Genomic DNA, 19,975 nt, shown 5'->3' on the forward strand with positions numbered 1-19,975 from the left:
TAAAGCTTATGATTGCATCCGAACTTAAGATAATTGACTCACACACTGGCGGTGAGCCAACTCGAACCATCATTAGTGGTGGGCCTGATTTAGGCGAAGGTGATATGGCTGAACGTTTATCTATTTTCGCTCGTGATTTTGATCATTATCGCCGTACTCTGGTGAATGAACCAAGAGGATCTGAGGTGATGGTTGGGGCTCTTTTATGTGAGCCGGTTAATCCTAAGAATGCTGCCGGAGTGGTATTTTTTAACAATGTTGGTTATTTAGGTATGTGTGGACATGGCACCATTGGTCTGGCTGTAACGCTTTACAATATGGGAAAAATTAGCTTAGGTCGACATACGATTGAAACACCTGTAGGTGAAGTTGAAGTCAACTTGATTTCACCAAATCGTGCGGCAATTGAGAATGTTCCTAGTTACCGTTTTGCAAAAGATGTTGCTGTTGATGTGAATGGAATTGGTCAAGTTATAGGTGATATTGCTTGGGGGGGAAACTGGTTTTTCTTAATTAAAAATCACGGTTTATTACTCAAACAAGATAATATTCCACAGTTAGTTGATTATAGTTGTCGAGTTCGAGACGCTTTGAGTGAAGCTAAAATTACCGGTAAAAATGACGGTTATATCGATCACATTGAGCTATTTGCTGAGCCAGCTAACCCTGATGAAGCGAATAGTCAAAGTTTTGTTTTATGCCCTGGGAGTGCTTACGATCGCTCACCTTGCGGTACAGGCACTTCGGCAAAATTAGCTTGTTTATATGCCGACGGAGCGCTTCAGCCGGGTCAAATCTGGCGTCAGCAAAGTATTATTGGTAGCGTTTTTGAAGGCAGTATTAGCATTCGTGAAGGGCAATTGATCCCGCGCATTGTTGGTGAGGCCTTTGTCAATTTAAGAGCAACGGTGGTTTTTGATCCGAATGATCCTTATTGCCACGGTATCCCTGCTTAACCCCCAATACTCTATCAAGCCGTTAACTCATAATAATCTAAAAAAGTGAGCGGCTTTTCTCTTCGTTTATAAAATCGGTTAAACTAGCGTCACTTACTCAACAAGACACTAGATAATATGCCTTGGTTACAACTTGCTTTAAAAACGACAGAAGAACATGCTGACATTATAGGTGATGAATTAATGGCTTTAGGGGCTCTTTCTGTGACCCTGATGGACGCAGAAAATGTCCCTATTTTAGAACCTGCTCCGGGTGAAACTCCTCTTTGGCAAAACATTAAAATGATGGTTTTGTTTGATGCTGAAGTGAATACCAGGCAGATATTGAAACAATGGGCATCGAATCAACTTAGCCAATTTACCTGTGATGAAAAATTTGAGTTATTAGAAGATAAAGATTGGGAAAGAGAGTGGATGACTCGCTTTGAACCAATGAAATTTGGTCAGCGTTTGTGGATTTGTCCTAGTTGGAAGCCTGTTCCTGATCAAACAGCTGTTAATGTTTTACTCGATCCTGGCCTAGCTTTTGGCACTGGAACACACCCAACGACCGCCTTATGTTTAGAGTGGTTAGACTCTATTGATTTAACTGGTAAAACGGTTTTAGACTTTGGGTGTGGCTCAGGTATTTTGGCCATTGCTGCATTAAAATTGGGGGCCAGCAAAGTTTATGCTGTTGATATTGATCCTCAAGCAATTTTGGCAACTGAAGAAAATGCCAAACGAAATTCTGTTTGGGACTCACGCTTAGTGGTTGGTTTACCGGATATTCTTGATGGCATTATTGTTGAGGTTTTGGTCGCTAATATTCTGGCTGGACCACTAGAAAGTCTAGCCCCTCAGATTTCCTTACATTGTCAATCTCATGCTAAACTCGCTCTTTCAGGTTTGTTGGATACTCAAGCTGAGTCAATTCGTTCAACTTATTTAGAGTGGTTTCAGATGGATGAGCCAGCTTATCAAGATGAGTGGACTCGTTTGACTGGTATAAAAAAATAATAAAGTGCAAGGAATATTTCCAGTGCAAGATGTAACTCAATATACACGATGCCCACAATGTAAAACGGTATTTAAAGTTAGCGAAAAAATGCTCTCAATGGCACATGGCAAAGTTCGCTGTGGTGCATGTCTTGAAGTTTTTCAAGCTAATGACTACATGCTAAAGCCCAGAGTCAAGGAAGAGACAGAATCAAATATTCCCCAAAATCAAACTGCTGAAATGCCAGCTTCACAGTCAAAAGATTCGCTTGCTATTGATGAAGAGAGAACTGAACCTGAAGTCAAAATAGATGATATTAATGAGCCCGATTTCTTTGACGAAGAGCCCCATTATTCTGCCGACATATCAGATGCGATTAATGAAGTAGAAATACCAGAAGAAAAACAAGAGCCTGCTTTTTCTGTACCAGTAGATATTGATTCACCAGAAGACGATGATCAAGGTTTAAATACTTTTGATGAGCCGTTAACCTCGCAGCAGGAAATATTAGAAAGTAATCATAACGAAAGTGGTTTTGCTGAATTTGACGATCAAGAGTTTGATAATACGGCAGAAGATGCAGTTGATATAGATTTTGAGCTTGAGACGTCTTCTGAAGTTGACAGTATTCGTATCAATGAAGAAGCCGAGTCTATAGAGGTATCGGCTGCTAGTGTTGATCCTGAAGTTACCTATGAAGAAACCCAGGTTGAAGAAGAACAAAGTAATGAACTTGAGTTAATTAGTGAAAAAGAAAATTATACTGAATCAGAAAGATTTGAATCGAAATCAAACTCTGCGGATTTAGTTGAATTTGAAGATGAGCTTGGGCTTGATGAGCCTGAGCTTAGTGAAACAGAGTTAGATGATTCTGAAAATATTGAAATGGATGCAGATTATTTATCTGATACTTTAACCAATCAGATTAATGAGTCTGATGTTGAACCCGATCCACTTGATGAATTTGAGGAAAGGGTCGAACAGAAAAAAACAGGGTTGCGTAATGGCATTATTGCGACAACAGCCCTGATATTATTAACTATTCTCGCAGTACAATTTTGGTCAAACAGGCAAACGTTAGCGTGGGATAAAACATGGAGCAGTACAACGCATGCTATTTGTTCGGCATTGCCTTGTGAACTTAAACCAAGGAAAGATACATCTAAAATCAGAGTCATTCAGCGTTTAGTAACCCCTTCAGAGCAAAGTGATAACTTACTCGATATTAAGATATCAATGACAAATGATGCGAGCTTTGATCAGCCTTATCCGAGAATATCGATTCAATTTAGTAATTCTTTAGGAGAGCAAGTCGCAGTTAAACACTTTGAGGTTAAGGAGTATTTTCCAGAAAATAATGGGCAATTAATGAGAGCAGGAAGCGAAGTTCATATTAGTTTTTCTACTGAACTGCCACACCCAGATGCTTTGGGTTTTGAGTTTGTTTTTAAATAGTGGTTGTTTTATAGCTAAAAAGAATGAGTAAGTATTTAATGTAAATCAAATGCCAATTTATTTAGACTGCTAATCAATTGATTTTTATGTAAAAAATAAAATGCAAGTATCAACATAGAAAAACAGATTAAAAAAAGTGACAAAATTAGGAAGCTTGTCGTTTTCAAGTCTCATTAAAGCGTGTAAAATCTGCTGTTTTCTTGACCAACCTTTAAATGTCGTCTCAGGCTTATATTGATCCCGAAATGAGGATTGGCTCGTACTCACTAGAAAATAATTTGTTTCTAGCTCCTATGGCTGGAGTAACAGATTTACCTTTTCGCCGCCTTTGCAAATCAATGGGCGCAGGTGTGGTTGTGGGTGAAATGGTATCGGCTGACCCTTCTTTGAGGAATTCAAGAAAAAGCTTACTTCGGTTAAGCCATGATGGTGAACCTGGGTTAAGAGTAGTACAAATTGCTGGTGGTGATGCACAAATGCTTGCCGCCGCTGCCGAGTATAATGTGCAAAATGGTGCTCAAATTATTGACATCAACATGGGATGCCCGGCAAAAAAGGTCTGCAAAAAAGCAGCTGGTTCGGCGTTATTAAAAGATCCTGAATTAGTTGAAGAGATATTACATGCAGTGGTTAATGCAGTCGATGTACCTGTTACCCTCAAAATTAGAACAGGGTGGGATACTGAAAACAAAAATGCCGTTTATATTGCACAGCTTGCAGAGCAGGCTGGGATTCAATCACTAGCGGTGCATGGTCGGACCCGTGCTTGTAAATATCTTGGTGAAGTAGAATACGATACAATTAGGCAAGTTAAACAGTCTGTGTCTATCCCTGTTATTGCTAATGGTGATATTGATTCGCCAGAAAAAGCAAAAGAAGTTTTAGCTTATACTGGTGCCGATGGTTTAATGATCGGTAGAGCTGCGCAAGGTCGTCCTTGGATATTCAGGGAAATTTTGCACTATTTTAAAACAGGAGAAAAGTTGCCCGACATACACATTGATGAAGTTGAGCAAATTTTAATGAGCCATGTAGCTGAGTTGCATGGTTTTTATGGAGAGTTACAAGGATTGAGAATCGCTAGAAAACACGTTGCTTGGTATTTATCAAGTAATGGAATGACTGACGATTTTAGACACAGGTTTAATCAGATTCAATCAGCTGAAAAACAATTGTGTATTTTGGCTGAGTATTTTAAACAAAGAAAAATTGAAAAGGCACAAGTGGCATGAATTTAGATAGCGTTGAAACACTAGAACAGAAAGAAACAAGTTCTTTTGAGATTTTAAATCAACAAACCACTCTACGAGAAAGCGTTGAATTAGCAATGAAAAACTATTTTGCGCAACTGGAAGATGAAAAACCGGCTGATATTTATAATCTGGTATTGGCGGAAGTTGAAGCACCTTTGATGGAAAGTGTTATGGCTTACACGCAAGGTAATCAAACAAAAGCTTCTCAAGTCTTAGGTTTAAATCGAGGAACATTAAGAAAAAAATTAAAAATGTACGGTTTAAATTAATATCTTTGATTGACAAGACGGGCGTTAGCCCGTTTTGTCATTTGTTAATATGATAACTTCTTTAATTAACTTAAAATTAATGAGCTAATTAACCAAGTCTATAATAAATTTTTTTTACAAAACTTCTTTTAATTATTCAGACAGAGATCCTTATGAGTAACATTCGAGCGATCAAACGCGCTTTAATTAGCGTATCAGATAAAACTGGGGTGTTAGAGTTTGCTCAGTCCCTTAGCGAGTTAGGTGTTGAAATTTTATCAACTGGAGGCACCGCAAAATTACTGATGGAAAACAACATTTCGGTAACTGAGGTTTCTAGTTATACCGGTTTTCCAGAAATGATGGATGGAAGAATCAAAACCCTGCACCCTAAAATTCATGGAGGTATTTTAGCCCGTCGAGGGACTGATGATGAAATTATGAGTGAACATGGTATTCAAGGAGTTGATTTAATCGTTGTTAATTTGTATCCCTTTGAATCAACAATTGCTAAAGATGACTGCAAGCTTGCAGATGCGATTGAAAATATTGATATTGGTGGACCAACAATGCTGCGAGCAGCAGCTAAAAACCATAATGATGTTGTTGTAGTTGTAGAACCTGATGACTATTCTAAAGTCGTTGAGCAGCTAAAAACAAATCAGGGAACTGATTATCAGTTACGCTATCGACTTGCTTGGAAAACTTTTGCGCATACCGCTAAGTATGATGCTGCAATTTCTAATTATCTAGGTGCTCGTTTAGCAGAACAAGAAGTTGAAAAGTTTCCAGAATCTTATTCGGTTCAATTTAAAAAAGCCCAAACAATGCGCTATGGTGAAAACCCTCATCAATCTGCGGCGTTTTATGTAGAAGCCAATCCACAAGAAGCGTCAATTGCTACCGCTAAGCAGTGGCAGGGAAAAGAATTATCATTTAACAATGTGGCAGATACTGATGCTGCATTAGAATGTGTTAAACAATTTTCAGCACCAGCTTGTGTTATTGTTAAACATGCTAATCCTTGTGGTGTTGCTGTTGGTAATAATATTTTAGAAGCTTATGAGCGGGCTTTTAAAACCGATCCAACTTCTGCATTTGGTGGTATCATCGCTTTTAATCAGGCACTTGATCATGAGACAGCTAAAGCGATCATCGATCGTCAGTTTGTCGAGGTTATTATTGCCCCTAGTGTAACCGAAAGAGCTAAAACTGTTGTTTCTGCTAAGGCAAACGTTCGATTACTTTCTTCTGGAGAGTGGGGAAATTCTGTTCCTTCATTTGACTATAAAAGAGTAAATGGAGGGCTACTATTACAAGACAGAGACTTAGGACTTATTGAGCAAAAAGATTTAAAAGTTGTTACTGAGATAAAACCAACCGAACAACAAATTAAAGATTTATTATTTTGTTGGAAGGTTGCAAAATCTGTTAAATCGAATGCAATTGTTTATGCAAAAAATGAACAGACTATTGGTGTTGGTGCAGGCCAGATGAGTCGAGTTTACAGCGCAAAAATTGCAGGTATTAAAGCCGCTGATGAAGGTTTAGAAGTCAAAGGTTCTGTGATGGCTTCCGATGCTTTTTTTCCATTTAGAGATGGAATTGATGCGGCAGCAGAAGCGGGTATTAGCGCTATTATTCAGCCTGGTGGCTCAATGCGTGATCAAGAAGTGATTGATGCCGCTAATGAACATGGCATGGCAATGGTGTTTACTTCAATGCGTCATTTTAAACACTAAGCTAAAAACTAGGTAGTGACCTATTCATTTGGATGGAAAAAATTATGAAAATTTTAATTATTGGTGGCGGTGGTCGCGAACATGCTTTGGCTTGGAAAGCTGCTCAGTCAGATGTTGTAAAAACAGTTTTTGTTGCACCAGGAAATGCGGGTACGGCATTAGAAGATAAGTTGCAAAACGTTGATATAAAAGCTGAAGACATCGATGAATTATTGGCATTTGCTCAACAAGAAAAAATCAGCTTAACAATTGTTGGGCCCGAAGCGCCTTTATGTTTGGGAGTTGTTGATCGTTTTAATAGCGCAGGATTAAAATGTTTTGGTCCAACTAAAGATGCTGCTCAGCTAGAAGGCTCTAAAGCATTCACTAAAGATTTTCTTGCACGACATAACATTCCCACTGCGGCTTATGGAAATTTTACAGAGATAGAAGCGGCTAAAAGTTATGTTGAAAAAGTTGGTACTCCTATTGTTATAAAAGCCGATGGTCTTGCTGCCGGTAAAGGCGTTATTATCGCGCAAACCAAACAACAGGCTTTTGATGCAATCGATGATATGTTAGCGGGTAATAAATTTGGAGATGCTGGACATAGAGTGGTTGTTGAAGAGTTTTTAGCTGGTGAAGAAGCTAGCTTTATCGTTATGGTTGATGGAAAAAATATATTACCACTAGCGACGTCACAAGATCATAAGGCTCGTGATAATGGTGATAAAGGACCTAATACGGGCGGCATGGGGGCCTATTCTCCTGCACAAGTAGTTACACAAGAAATGCATGACAAAATTATGCAACAAGTTATTGTGCCTACCGTAGAAGGTATGGCCGCAGAAGGTCACCCTTATACTGGTTTTTTATATGCCGGAATCATGATTTCTCCACAAGGTGAACCCAAAGTACTCGAATACAACTGTCGTTTTGGTGATCCAGAAACACAGCCAATCTTATCTCGTTTAAAGTCTGATATTTGTGAGTTATGTTTGGCCGCAATCGATGGACAATTAGATACGGCAACGGTTGAGTGGGATGAAAGGTTTGCTGTTGGTGTTGTTATGGCTGCTGGTGGCTATCCCGATAAGTATGCTAAAGGTGAAGTAATCAGTGGTCTTGAACAAGAGATAGCCGATACCAAAGTATTTCATGCTGGTACTCAACAAAGCGAAGGTAATGTTGTTACTTCCGGAGGTAGAGTTTTGTGTGTAGTTGCATTGAGTGACACTGTTTCAAATGCGCAAGCACTAGCTTATCAAAGAGTTAAAACAATCGAATGGAATGATGTTTATTACCGTGATGATATTGCTCATAGAGCAATAAAACGTGAACAATAGTTCATCGACTTTTTATTAGGCGAGTATCTAATGTATACTCGCCACAACACAAAATCAAAGGTTAATTTGTCTCTACATTTTATTTGCTAAACTGTATTCCTATAAAAATTACTATTACGTGTTTAATTTAAATTAGATTAGTTGCAATTTACACATACATTGGTGTTTCTTAAAAAATATTTCTCCAAGAATAACTGATAAAAATTATTCATATTGTTTTTCTAATTAATTGAAACTAAAAGAATTCATAGTCACTAACTGGTTATCTATTACTTTTAATTTGAGTTGTCAGATAAAGGGAATTATACAGATTCTTACATTTTCAATATTGCCTTTAATGCTTAAAAAGTAGACTATTCGTGCTCTATCCATCCAGAGTTATTCAAACAATTGGTTTAATCAGTAACAATATAATAAAAAAACCAAACCTGGATTGACCTAAAAATAAATGGTTGATAAACCAAATAATTAAATCAAAAGAGGTGAACACAATGGAAAGGCGAGATTTTGTCAAGCTGACTTGCACGGGTGCAGGTGCTCTTATCCTTCCCGTAACAGGCAACATTGTTACCGCAGCAGAACTGCTTGATAAGCCGATGGATGTTGCGTTAAAAAAACAATTAGCTGATGTTGCTTTAAATGCTGCAAAATCGGTTGGTGCCAGTTATGCAGATGCTCGAATAGGCCGTTATCTTAATCAATTTATTACAACACGCGAAAAAGTAGTCAATAACATTGTCAATACTGAATCGGCAGGTATTGGTATTCGAGTGATTGCTAATGGTACTTGGGGATTTGCTGCAACCTCTGATATGCGTCCAGATAGTATTGCTAAAACGGCTCGTAAGGCCGTAGAAATTGCAAAAGCTAATGCTAAATTTCAAACTGAACCGGTTAAATTAGCACCTGTAAAAGGTGTTGGTGAAGTGAGTTGGCAAACTCCAATCAAAAAAAATGCGTTCGAGATCCCAATTAAAGAAAAGTCAGACATGTTGTTAGAAGTTAATGACGCAGCGATGAAAAACGGAGCTAATTATATAACATCAATATTATTTTTAGTGAACGAACAAAAGTATTTTGCATCAACAGATGGCTCCTATATTGATCAAGATGTGCATCGATTGTGGGCTCCTTTCTTTGCTAGCGCGGTGGGTAAATCTGGTTTCAAACAACGTTCATCACTAGGTAATCCTGTTGGTATGGGGTTTGAGTATTTAGATGGAAAAAAAGAAGATAAAGTGTACGTTCAAGGAGCTGGTGTTGGTTACAATCATTCCTATGATATGATTGAAGATGCAAGTAATGCGGGTAAAGAATTACAAAAAAAACTCAAAGCCAAATCAGTTAAGCCAGGCAAATATGATCTAGTACTTGACCCTGCACATTTAATGCTAACAATTCATGAATCTGTCGGACACCCGTTAGAACTCGATCGTGTTCTCGGTTATGAAGCGAATTTTGCAGGAACAAGCTTTGCTACTTTAGATAAATGGCGTTCTAAGAAATTTCAATATGGTTCAAATATTGTTAATTTATTTGCTGATAAAACACAAGTTAATTCATTAGGCTATGTAGGCTATGATGATGAAGGTGTTAAAACTAAGGAATGGGATCTTGTTAAAGATGGAGTTTTAGTTAACTATCAAGCCACTCGTGATCAGGTTCATATGATTGATCAAAATGAATCTCATGGTTGTTGTTACTCTCAAAGCTGGAGTAATGTTCAATTCCAAAGAATGCCAAATGTTTCACTTCGTCCCAATAAAAAAGATTTAAGTGCTGATGATTTAATCAAGGATGTTGAAAATGGAATTTACATTGCCGGTAGAGGATCTTTTTCTATTGATCAGCAGCGTTATAATTTTCAATTTGGCGGACAACTTTTTTATGAAATTAAAAATGGAAAAATTGTTGATCAAATTGAAGATGTGGCTTATCAATCAAATACTCAAGATTTTTGGAATTCCTGTGTTCAACTTGCAGGCCAATCGGATTATCGTTTAGGTGGTTCATTTTTTGATGGAAAAGGCCAGCCTTCGCAAGTGAGTGCCGTATCACATGGTTGCCCAACAACACGTTTTAATAATGTCAATGTGTTAAATACAAAACGAAAAGTTTAATCATGGGTGTAAAATAATAAAAATTTGATGAGGTGAACTATGTCAATTCTATCGGAAAAAGAAGCAAAGGCGATATTAAAAAAAGTATTAGCATTTTCAAATGCTGAAGAATGTGTTTGTAATTTAAATGGGCAATTGAGTGGTAACATACGCTATGCGCGTAATACCGTATCAACTTCAGGTGAAGTTAGTGATTTAACCTTAGCGGTACAGTCAACCTATGGTAAAAAAAGTGGTGTTGCAACAATTAATGAGTTTGATGATGCGTCGTTAGAGAAAGTGGTTCGCCGCTCTGAAGAACTCGCTAAACTAGCACCTGAAAACCCGGAATATATGAATATTCTTGGGCCGCAAAAATATTCGAAAGCCAATACTTATTTTTCTTCTACAGCTAATATCACACCAGCTTATCGTGCACAAGCAGCTGAAGATGGTATTGCTCCTTCTAAAAAAAATAAGCTTGTAGCAAGCGGTTTTTTTAATGACTCTCATAATATGACTGCTATTATGAATAGCAAAGGACTGTTTGCTTATAATGTGGGAACCAATGTAAATTTTTCTGCAACTATCAGAACAGAAGATGGAAAAGGTTCAGGTTGGGTTACTCGTGATTACTCCGATGTTAACAAGTTGAGTACGGCTAAAGCTTCAAAAATTGCGATCCAAAAGTCTATTAAATCAGCAGGTGCAAAAGCATTAGAGCCTGGCAAATATACGGTTATTCTAGAACCAGCAGCTAGTGTACAACTGTTGAGTAATATGTTTAATAACATGGGACAAAGAGCGGCAGATGAAGGTAGAAGCTTTTTGAGTTATCAAGCTAAAAAAGATGAAAAAGATGCCCCTAAAAATAAGCTAGGAATGAAAATGTTTGATGAAAGGGTTAATATTTATTCAGATCCGCATCACTCCGAAGTACCAACCGCTACATTTGCCAGTGATGGGCATGCAGTTAAAAAAACATATTGGGTTAAAAAAGGCAAAATAGAAAATTTTCAAAACAGTCGCTATTGGGCAGAAAAAACAGGAACTCAATATAATCCTACGGCATCAGGCAGTGGACAGTTTATTATGACTGGAGGAGATGATAGTCTTGAAGAGATGATAAAAAATACACGCCGCGGAATTTTAGTGACTCGGCTCTGGTATATCCGCCAACTCGATCCACAAACACTTTTATATACCGGATTAACGAGAGATGGCACCTTTTTTATTGAAAATGGAAAAATTAAGTATCCAGTTAAAAACTTTCGTTTTAATGAAAGTCCCATTGTTATGTTAAATAACATCGAAGCTTTAGGAAAACCTGTCAGAATAAATGGTAATATGGTTCCTCCAATGAAAATTCGAGATTTTACATTTAGTAGTTTATCTGACGCTGTTTAAGTAAAGTACTGTAGCTAATTTTTACAGTAGATTTTAAGTGACAATTATTAATGAGACAAGTTTTTTAATTGTCACATCTACTCTATAAATCGTTATCAATTAAGATAGAGGCATTGATTGAATCGTAGAAAGTGTCTAAAAAATATGATTACGCTAGGGGCTTTTTTAGGGATCGTCCCTTCGACATTATTGGCAAAAAACACAAAAGAGTATGATTTTTATTTTACCCGCTTGAGTTATGAATCAGGTGACTGGGATGTTGATGAAAGAATGCCAGCTAATTTGCTCAATTCATTAATTGAATATACCACTTTACGAGTTGATATTAATGAACGAATCATTCCGTTAGCTGATCCTGCAATGCTAATTTCTCCATTTTGTTATTTGGCAGGACATCGATTAGTTGAGTTTAATCATGCAGAAAAACAAAATTTTGAGACTTATGTACGTAATGGAGGCTTTGTATTTGTTGATGACTGTAATCATGATATTGATGGCGTGTTTGCACAAAGCTTTGAAAAGCAAATGAGGGAGATATTTCCTGATAAACCATTAAAAAAGCTTCCTAATGATCATGCGATTTATACCTCTTTTTTTAAGTTCGATGGTCCACCTAATACCAGCTTGGAATTAAATGGTTGGGGGGATGACTTAGTTCACGATTATTTAAAAGCCATTGAAATTGATGGACGTATTGCGGTTTTATACAGTAATAAAGATTTAGGTTGTGAATGGGATTATGATTTTAGAAATAAGCGTTTCTTGGCTGTAGACAATACTCAGTTTGCTGTGAATATTGTTATTTATGCAATGACTTCATAGTTTTGAATAATATTTTATTAGATAGTAAGGTTTAAAGTGGTAGCTAAATGGGTGAGATGAGTAACATAGACCAAAGTATTCAAGATAAATTGTCAAAGTTGACAGATGTTTTTGATGAAATTAGCAAAGTGATTGTTGGTCAAAAAAATATAATCGAAGAAATATTAATCTGTATTCTTGCCGGAGGACATTGCTTATTAGAAGGAGTTCCTGGGTTAGCTAAAACATTAATGGTTAGTACTTTATCAAAAACTCTAGCGCTTGAGTTTCATCGTGTACAGTTTACTCCAGATTTAATGCCGAGTGATATTATTGGTACAGAAATATTAGAAGAAGATCATCATACTGGTAAACGCTTTTTTAAATTTCAACAAGGGCCTGTATTTTCAAATATTCTTTTAGCCGATGAAATTAATCGAACACCTCCGAAAACACAAGCTGCTTTACTCGAAGCGATGCAGGAAAAAAGTGTGAGCTATGCAGGGAAAACTTATCAGTTACCTAAACCTTTTTTTGTTTTAGCCACACAAAACCCTGTAGAACAATCTGGTACTTACCCCTTACCTGAAGCACAACTTGATCGTTTTTTAATGTTTGTTAAAGTCGAGTATCCTTCAGAATTAGAGGAGATTGAAATACTTAAACGTACGACAGGAAATGCGACAGAAAAACTTAACCAATTAATGAATGATGAGTCGATTATTGAACTGCAAACGCTAGTTCGCAGTGTAGAAATATCTGATTCAGTTTTACATTATGTCACTCGACTAGTTCGCAATACACGGCCAGATGTAACTCAGGTTGAAGCGGTTAAAAAATATGCTCGTTGGGGAGCGGGGCCAAGAGCAGGTCAGGCATTAGTTTTATGTGCAAAAGCGAAAGCTTTATTGTCAGGACGTTATGCTGTAATTATAGAAGATATTCAGCAGATTGTGGCTGCTGTTTTACGTCATCGAATATTACTGAACTTTCAGGCAGAAGCAGATAATGTTAACTCCGATAAGCTAATAGAAGAAATACTGACCAACACCGAGTTACCCGTAAGCCCTATTAGTTGAGTATAACAATGGAACGCTATATCGATCCTAAAACTTTAGCCAGAGTGAATGATATTCCTCTAATCGCTAAAACGATTGCTGAAGGATTTCTTCATGGGATTCAAGTCAGTAGGCAGCGTGGTGTGGGGATTGAATTTAATCAATACCGCGCTTATGAACCAGGTGATGAGCCAAGCCGAGTCGACTGGAAGCTTTTTGCCCGTAGTGATCGTTATTATGTTCGAGAAGCAGAAAGAGAAAGTGAAACTAATATCTGGTTTGTATTGGATACAAGTCATTCTATGCATCAAAAATCAGAATCTGCAAATAATAATGCTAACCAATGGAATAAACTTGAATATGCAAAAACATTAATTGCTACGCTGTCTTATATTGCACAAAAGCAAGGTGATTCTATTGGTTATTGTAGTTTGTCTGATAGCGGTGTTAATTTTTTACCAGCGACCACCAGTGAAAAACATTGGATGAAATTGTTAGTGTTGCTAGCTAAAACAGATGCTAAAGGCTGTATTGTTAACAGTGAAAAACTTCAAAATCAATTAAGCCAAATTAAAAAGAAATCACTCATATTTGTCATAAGTGACTTTTATCAAAAACAAGATGAAATAATCAACTTCATTACAACACTTAAAACAGCGCAAACAGAAGTGGTTGCAATGCAAGCTACTTGTGAGGACGAAGTTAAATTCGATTACAAAGGTGCAATAAGGTTTAAAGATTTAGAGTCTGAAGAAGAATTACTCGTTTCACCTAACAATATAAAAAAAACTTACTTAAATAATTATAAGAACTATCAAAAGTTAATAAAAAATCAACTGAATGACAATAATATAGCTTTTCATTCATTTAATATTGATGAACCGATGGATAAGATATTGTTTGAATATTTAAAACATCGAAACAATCAAGTGGTTTAAAAAAATGGAATTATTTGGTTCATTTTCTTTATTAATGCCTGTTGCTTTACTTACTTTATTCAGTTTGCTCATACCTGTTTTAATTCATTTACTGAATCGTACTAAAGGACGTATTGTCCTTATTGGCAATATAGAATTAATAAAACAAGCTAAAAAAATAAAAATAACAGAAATTAAATTCAGTAAAATTTTGCTACTGATTATCAGGTTACTTATTCTTATTGCATTGGCATTGATTATGAGTCAGCTTGTTACTTATATTTATTCATCAAAAAGTGATGAACAAAGAGTCTATATCATGCCGGAATGGGTTGAATTTTCATCTGATGAAGAAATTTTAACAATGTTGGGGCAGCATAAAAAAGCGAAGCTCTACTGGTTGACTAAAAAAATACCACAAATTAAGCGTGAAAATATAACGGCTTTTAAACAAAGCTACCATAGTTTATCCAAGAAAGAACAGTATTTTCAGATTGATACCTTGCTCGCAGAGTTAGATAATCAACCTCAGGTAGGCATTAAAAATGTGATTTATGCTACGAATAGATTGAATCACTATGCGTTAAGTAAACAGCTTCGAAATCATCACTATTTATGGCATATAAAAGAACTCACTCATAAGGACATTAATAGTTACTCCAATTATTTAAAACCAAACAAAGTCCTTATCTTATATGAAACAAACCGAACTAAGGATTTAAATTATCTGAAAGTAGCCTTTAATTATTTAAATAGTGTTCATAAACAACAATGGCAACTAGACATTTTAAAGATAGACTCTTCTTTAAAAAACAAGGTTAAAGAAAGTCATGCAAAAAATATATTTTGGCTTTCAAGTGATTCTGTTATTCCTGAAATATTAATGCTGGTACACAAAGGTGCATTTTTAATTGAAGATTCCCAAGGCAATCAGCTAATAAGAAAAGCTTCTTCTTTTCGTTCTGCTAATCATACAGTTAATATTTTTATAAAAACACAGTTAGCAGTCAGTGAACTTAGTGAGACTATTTATCGAGACAATAACAACGAAATAGTGCTATCTAAAAAAAATTATGGTTTGGGTATTCATTATTATTTCAGTAGTCGCTTTAATCCTGTTTGGAATAACTGGCTTGAACAGGTAAGTTTTCCTGTTGAAATAGCCGATTTGCTGTTAAATAGACCATTGAACAATATGAGTAAAGTTGTTAGTCAACAAGAACTAAGCGTGCCGCCATCAACTATACCAATAACAAAATATGAACACCGCTTAGAAAAAATACTCTTAATCATTTTATGCTTATTATGGTTTATAGAACGACTATTAGTAGAGCAACAAGCTATTTTGAAAAGTTTTAGTAAAAAAGTGTTAGTACATAATGATAAATAACACTGTTAGTGAAATTGAGCAATATGTTACAAAGTTGGTTTATAGAACTAAGCTAACTAAGATGTTGCGATGCTTTATTTATGCGCTATTGATTTCTGTCAGTTTAATCTGTAGTTTGATTTGGAGCCTATATAGTTTCACTCATGCGAATGTGATTTTTATTGCTTTCATTGTTTTTACTAGCCTATTTGCTGTTTTATATTATTTTGAGAAGGTTAAAGCGGTTAATTCAAATAGTGTTTTAGAACATTTAAATAGAAAAGAAAAGGTTTTTGAAGAAAGTGTTCACTTAATAATAAAGAAAGATACTGAACTAAATCAATTGCAACTTCTTCAAAAGAGAAAAAACATTAATCACTTTGAAATATTGTATCAAAATGGAACGTTATTTAACTGCCTGCCAAAGCTGAGTATCTCTAATGTGTTTAAGGTGTTTGTTTGCTGTATGCTTGCTGCATGTGCTATTAAATTAGTGGTTCATGTGACTAGTTATTTTTTAATAAATGCACCGTTAGTCAATAATAGGCATAGTTTAGAAAAAGTTAAAGCTGAGCCGATTAAGATAATTGATAGCCAAATAAAAGTTATACCTCCCGCTTATACGCAAAAAAAGGCTTTTGAAACAGATGACTTAAACCTTAAAATTATAGAAAACTCCATTGTTGAATGGCGTTTTAAATTTTCTGATGAAAATTTAAATTATTTTCTTATTAATGGTAGTGGAAATAAAGATGCTTTAGAAAAAAACAAACAGAATGAATTTGTTTTTACTAAACAGATAAAACAAACAGCTATTTATAGAATTGCCTATTCAAGTCATGATGAGTTAACTAATATTGCTGGGGTTTATGTTATCGAAGTCGTTTTGGATAAAAGTCCAAAAGTCAAAATTACTCAGCCTAATAAAACCCTGGTTGAAATTGCTCGTACAGAAAAACCATTATTTGATATATCGGCTATTGTTAATGATGACTTTGGTATTAATAAAGTTGAAATCATTGCTTCAGTTGCTAAAGGTTCTGGAGAGGCTGTTAAGTTTAGAGATGAAAAATTTCAGTTTGAATCTTATCAGGGAAGTGATCTAAACAGAGAATATAAAAAACGTTGGTTGTTGACTGATCTAAATATGGAACCCGGTGATGAAGTTTACTTTAGTATACATGTTACCGATAATAAATTACCCACCCCCTTAACAACAAAGTCTTCCTCTATGATCGTTCGCTGGCTTGATGAACAGCAGGTTGAAATGGCGGCTGAAGGTTTGAGAATTAATTTTATTCCAGAATATTTCAGAAGCCAACGCCAAATCATTATTGAAACAGAGCAATTAATAGCCGATAAAAATGACTTGTCTGAAAAAATATTTCAAGAAAAATCGATCGATCTAGGGCAATCACAATCAGATTTAAAACAAAAATATGGACAATACTTAGGTGATGAGTTTGGCGAAGGACCTGGTGAGCAACATGGATTAGCTGATGGGTATCATGGAGGAGAAGAGGTTGTTCAAGGTGAAGTGAGTACTGGTGTTGATGCTGAACATTCAAAAGATGGAGATGAAAAAAATCATCATAGAAAAAGCTCAAGCCATTCTGAAGTGGAGCACTTTCATGAGAGCAATAGCGAAGAACATTTGGGAAATGCAAAACAGTTGATTGCACAGTTTACTCATGAACATAACGACATTGAAGTGGCAGCCTTATCGAGCCGTGATCCTAAGTCTTGGATGAAAAAAGCAGTCAATGTTATGTGGCAGGCCGAATTGCACTTGATGTTGTCTGAACCAAGTAAAGCGCTGCCTTATGAATATCAAGCTTATCAATATCTTAAATTAGCGAAACAAGCTGAAAGAATCTATGTTAAGCGCTTAGGCTTTGAGCCTCCACCAGTAAAAGAAGATAATCGATTAAAAGGTGAATTAAAAGATATTGTGTCATATGACATTGCACTAACTGATTTTCCAGATAATCAATCAGATCAAGCTATCTATAAAAAAAGTTATTTACTATTGACAACCTGGCCAGAAAATAAAGTACTAGATGATAAGGCAAAAGGAATACTTATAGCGTTAAAAATTAAATTATTAGCTTTAGCAAAACAAAGATCTGCATTAATTAACTATGCCACTAAAGTAGAGCGGTTAATAATGGCTGAAAAATTAAGAGAACCCGGTTGTGAAAAATGTTTAGACGAACTGCAAAGTAAACTTTGGCAATTAATGGATAGAGCAATGAGCTTACCTCAATTGAGACAATATAACTCAGTTATTAATAATGAACAGCTTCAACATTATATGAGTTCAATTAAAAAGTTAAAAAGAGAAAACTAGTATGATTGACTTTTTAAATATACAAATAATAAACTTTGATAGAGTGACTCTTTTATTATTTGTTATCTGCTTGTTCTCATTGTTAATCTCTATTTTTTTTGGAATAAAACGTTTAAATAATAGTAGTGCAGCACGCAAACTGCTTTTGATCGTTTTTAACTGTTTTGCATTGATTGCATTAACAGGATTGCTCTTTAAGCCCCATTTAAAAGGTTCATCAACTGAAAGTGTGAGTTTAATTACACAAGGTAATTTTGTAAGAGAAACGCAGTTAAATGACCTTAAATATACTTTGTCCAATACTAGCGACTCAAAAAAAATTATTTCTTTAAATTATTTATCAAATGTACAACAGTTGCTCTATCATCATCCTAACTTACAGACGTTACAAGTTTTAGGGGATGGGCTTAGTGAAAATCAATGGAAAAACTTTGGTAATATTCAAGTTGATTATGTTCAACCAAAAAAACTTTCAGGAATTGTCGACATAGAGTGGCAACGTGAGCTTAACCAAGGTGAATTGCTAATCATTAAAGGACGTTTACAATTCATAGCTAAAGACAAAGTTTTTCATCTGCGGCTCATCAATCCTGCTAATGAAGTTGAGCAAGAACAACAATTGCTTGGCAATGAAATTTTTACATTAAACACTCAACCTAAAACATCAGGCTTACATCAATATAAAATAGAAGTATTTAACTCAAATAAGCAGTTAGTGACAGAAGAAACCGTTTCAATCAATGTGACTAACAATGCACAAGTAAAAATTTTAATATTGCAATCTTCTCCTTCGTTTGAAACTAAACAGCTACAAAACTGGGCTGCGGAGCATGGAGGAAAAATATTAACAAAAACCAAAATCAGCCAGGATCGTTATATTACTCAAAGTATTAATATCGAACATTCTTATCAAACGAATAATATCGAGCAATTGTTTGATCAGTTTGATTTGTTAATGATTGATGGGCGTGGATTAACAGAGCTGACTAATCATCAAAAAGAAATACTAGAAAAAGAAACTCGAAATGGGCTAGGGGTGTTGATTTTAGCTGATAGCGCTTTACTACAAGCAGGGACAAAGTCAGCTCTATTAACAGGATTTTCTTTGCAAACCTTTAATGAGGATAATGCTAGTTCATTGGAGGTTACGCCAAATTGGTTATCTCAATCTGTCAAAAAGGATGTTGTATCAGAACTGTTAGTGTCCAGATTGAATGCAAAATTATCAATTAATGAAAAACAGTTAATAGGTTTTAACTTGTTGGTATGGTCAAAAGATAATCATTTATTAGTGGCGAAAAAGCAGTTGGGCAATGGACAACTTGCTTTATCTACCGTTAGAGATACTTATCGTTGGGTCACCTCGGGTAATAAAGCATTGCATAGCGATTATTGGCAAAATTTAATTAAAAATATTGCTCGTTATCAAATGAAGGCTGGCTTTTTACCGCCTAAAGATAAATCGTTTTATCGTGTGAATCAATTGGCTGAACTTTGTTTACTTAGTGATGAGCCCATTATGCAGGTATCAGCAAAAAATAAAAGTCGGCATGTAGCTGAACAGATTCTATTAATGCAACAAGATCTAGCTAATCAAAAACAATATTGTGGCTATTTTTGGCCAAGACAGCCAGGTTGGTATCATATAGCAGCTAAAGATGAAAAATATCAGAGTTGGATTTATGTTGAATCACTTACTAGTTGGTCTGCTATTCAGCAGCAAGAAAAAATTAGAGCAACTTTAGCTAAGCAAGCATCTTATATTCCAGAGCAGCTAACAGATGTTTTAGCAACTTATAAACCAATCAGCTCCTGGTATTTCTGGTGGTTATTTTTGATCAGTGCTACTGTTTTGTGGTTAGAAAGAAAATTTGATTAAATTTTATACAATATTGTTTGTGGAACTTTTTAGCCTGTTTTTTGAGCAAAGCTGCTTAAAATATACACAATAAAGCTAACATTTGTGTGAAACCGATCACCGAATTCCCTCATTTCCATTAAATTGTCTGAATATTA

At 35.6% G+C, this 19,975-nt stretch carries 15 protein-coding genes; all 15 read left to right on the forward strand.

Translation table 11 applies throughout. The features are described from left to right. The first annotated feature begins 8 nt into the window (after positions 1–8). The 15 genes from ACT5E3_RS02870 to ACT5E3_RS02940 all read left to right on the forward strand — a co-directional run bounded on the left by ACT5E3_RS02870 (position 9) and on the right by ACT5E3_RS02940 (position 19,838). A complete protein-coding gene (locus ACT5E3_RS02870; RefSeq protein WP_444996811.1) occupies positions 9–956 on the forward strand; it encodes a proline racemase family protein in 948 nt (315 codons plus the stop codon). A 117-nt stretch (positions 957–1,073) separates the two neighbouring features. Then, the gene (gene prmA, locus ACT5E3_RS02875) at positions 1,074–1,955 is read left to right on the forward strand and encodes a 50S ribosomal protein L11 methyltransferase (protein ID WP_444996812.1); all 882 of its coding nucleotides are present in this window, start codon (positions 1,074–1,076) and stop codon (positions 1,953–1,955) included. Between the two features lie 22 nt (positions 1,956–1,977). Continuing rightward, positions 1,978–3,390 carry a DUF3426 domain-containing protein gene (locus tag ACT5E3_RS02880; protein ID WP_444996813.1) on the forward strand — a complete coding sequence of 471 codons (1,413 nt, stop codon included), beginning with the start codon at positions 1,978–1,980 and terminating at the stop codon, positions 3,388–3,390. Positions 3,391–3,605: 215 nt separating this feature from the next. Then, a complete protein-coding gene (gene dusB, locus ACT5E3_RS02885) occupies positions 3,606–4,622 on the forward strand; it encodes a tRNA dihydrouridine synthase DusB (protein WP_444996814.1) in 1,017 nt (338 codons plus the stop codon). Next, positions 4,619–4,912, forward strand: a complete 294-nt coding sequence (gene fis, locus ACT5E3_RS02890) for a DNA-binding transcriptional regulator Fis (RefSeq protein WP_444996815.1) — start codon at positions 4,619–4,621, stop codon at positions 4,910–4,912. Before dusB ends, fis begins: the two co-directional genes overlap by 4 nt. A gap of 152 nt (positions 4,913–5,064) precedes the next feature. Continuing rightward, on the forward strand, positions 5,065–6,633 hold the full coding sequence (gene purH / locus ACT5E3_RS02895) for a bifunctional phosphoribosylaminoimidazolecarboxamide formyltransferase/IMP cyclohydrolase (protein ID WP_444996816.1): 1,569 nt from the start codon (positions 5,065–5,067) through the stop codon (positions 6,631–6,633). Positions 6,634–6,677: 44 nt separating this feature from the next. Further along, complete coding sequence (purD, locus tag ACT5E3_RS02900; protein WP_444996817.1) at positions 6,678–7,958, forward strand: phosphoribosylamine--glycine ligase; 1,281 nt, start codon at positions 6,678–6,680, stop codon at positions 7,956–7,958. Positions 7,959–8,449: 491 nt separating this feature from the next. Next, positions 8,450–10,078, forward strand: a complete 1,629-nt coding sequence (locus tag ACT5E3_RS02905) for a TldD/PmbA family protein (protein WP_444996818.1) — start codon at positions 8,450–8,452, stop codon at positions 10,076–10,078. 39 nt (positions 10,079–10,117) lie between these two features. Further along, on the forward strand, positions 10,118–11,464 hold the full coding sequence (locus ACT5E3_RS02910) for a TldD/PmbA family protein (RefSeq protein WP_444996819.1): 1,347 nt from the start codon (positions 10,118–10,120) through the stop codon (positions 11,462–11,464). A gap of 117 nt (positions 11,465–11,581) precedes the next feature. Beyond that, a complete protein-coding gene (locus tag ACT5E3_RS02915; protein WP_444996820.1) occupies positions 11,582–12,286 on the forward strand; it encodes a DUF4159 domain-containing protein in 705 nt (234 codons plus the stop codon). A gap of 56 nt (positions 12,287–12,342) precedes the next feature. Beyond that, positions 12,343–13,344, forward strand: coding sequence for an AAA family ATPase (locus tag ACT5E3_RS02920; RefSeq protein ID WP_444996821.1), 1,002 nt, complete (start codon positions 12,343–12,345; stop codon positions 13,342–13,344). An 8-nt stretch (positions 13,345–13,352) separates the two neighbouring features. Then, the gene (locus ACT5E3_RS02925; protein ID WP_444996822.1) at positions 13,353–14,261 is read left to right on the forward strand and encodes a DUF58 domain-containing protein; all 909 of its coding nucleotides are present in this window, start codon (positions 13,353–13,355) and stop codon (positions 14,259–14,261) included. A 4-nt stretch (positions 14,262–14,265) separates the two neighbouring features. Next, a complete protein-coding gene (locus ACT5E3_RS02930) occupies positions 14,266–15,630 on the forward strand; it encodes a BatA domain-containing protein (RefSeq protein WP_444996823.1) in 1,365 nt (454 codons plus the stop codon). Next, the gene (locus ACT5E3_RS02935) at positions 15,620–17,959 is read left to right on the forward strand and encodes a hypothetical protein (protein WP_444996824.1); all 2,340 of its coding nucleotides are present in this window, start codon (positions 15,620–15,622) and stop codon (positions 17,957–17,959) included. The genes ACT5E3_RS02930 and ACT5E3_RS02935 overlap by 11 nt, the downstream gene beginning before the upstream one ends. Before the next feature lies 1 nt (position 17,960). After that, the gene (locus tag ACT5E3_RS02940) at positions 17,961–19,838 is read left to right on the forward strand and encodes a hypothetical protein (protein ID WP_444996825.1); all 1,878 of its coding nucleotides are present in this window, start codon (positions 17,961–17,963) and stop codon (positions 19,836–19,838) included. Positions 19,839–19,975 lie beyond the last annotated feature (137 nt).

This window comes from Aliikangiella litoralis, assembly GCF_052495765.1.

Excerpts from the sequence above, each read along its gene's own strand:
- ACT5E3_RS02870 (WP_444996811.1), top strand. The coding sequence starts at position 9 with ATGATTGCATCCGAACTTAAGATAATTGACTCACACACTGGCGGTGAG.
- prmA (WP_444996812.1), top strand. The coding sequence starts at position 1,074 with ATGCCTTGGTTACAACTTGCTTTAAAAACGACAGAAGAACATGCTGAC.
- dusB (WP_444996814.1), top strand. The coding sequence starts at position 3,606 with ATGTCGTCTCAGGCTTATATTGATCCCGAAATGAGGATTGGCTCGTAC.
- fis (WP_444996815.1), top strand. The coding sequence starts at position 4,619 with ATGAATTTAGATAGCGTTGAAACACTAGAACAGAAAGAAACAAGTTCT.
- purH (WP_444996816.1), top strand. The coding sequence starts at position 5,065 with ATGAGTAACATTCGAGCGATCAAACGCGCTTTAATTAGCGTATCAGAT.
- purD (WP_444996817.1), top strand. The coding sequence starts at position 6,678 with ATGAAAATTTTAATTATTGGTGGCGGTGGTCGCGAACATGCTTTGGCT.
- ACT5E3_RS02905 (WP_444996818.1), top strand. The coding sequence starts at position 8,450 with ATGGAAAGGCGAGATTTTGTCAAGCTGACTTGCACGGGTGCAGGTGCT.
- ACT5E3_RS02910 (WP_444996819.1), top strand. The coding sequence starts at position 10,118 with ATGTCAATTCTATCGGAAAAAGAAGCAAAGGCGATATTAAAAAAAGTA.
- ACT5E3_RS02920 (WP_444996821.1), top strand. The coding sequence starts at position 12,343 with ATGAGTAACATAGACCAAAGTATTCAAGATAAATTGTCAAAGTTGACA.
- ACT5E3_RS02925 (WP_444996822.1), top strand. The coding sequence starts at position 13,353 with ATGGAACGCTATATCGATCCTAAAACTTTAGCCAGAGTGAATGATATT.
- ACT5E3_RS02930 (WP_444996823.1), top strand. The coding sequence starts at position 14,266 with ATGGAATTATTTGGTTCATTTTCTTTATTAATGCCTGTTGCTTTACTT.
- ACT5E3_RS02935 (WP_444996824.1), top strand. The coding sequence starts at position 15,620 with ATGATAAATAACACTGTTAGTGAAATTGAGCAATATGTTACAAAGTTG.
- ACT5E3_RS02940 (WP_444996825.1), top strand. The coding sequence starts at position 17,961 with ATGATTGACTTTTTAAATATACAAATAATAAACTTTGATAGAGTGACT.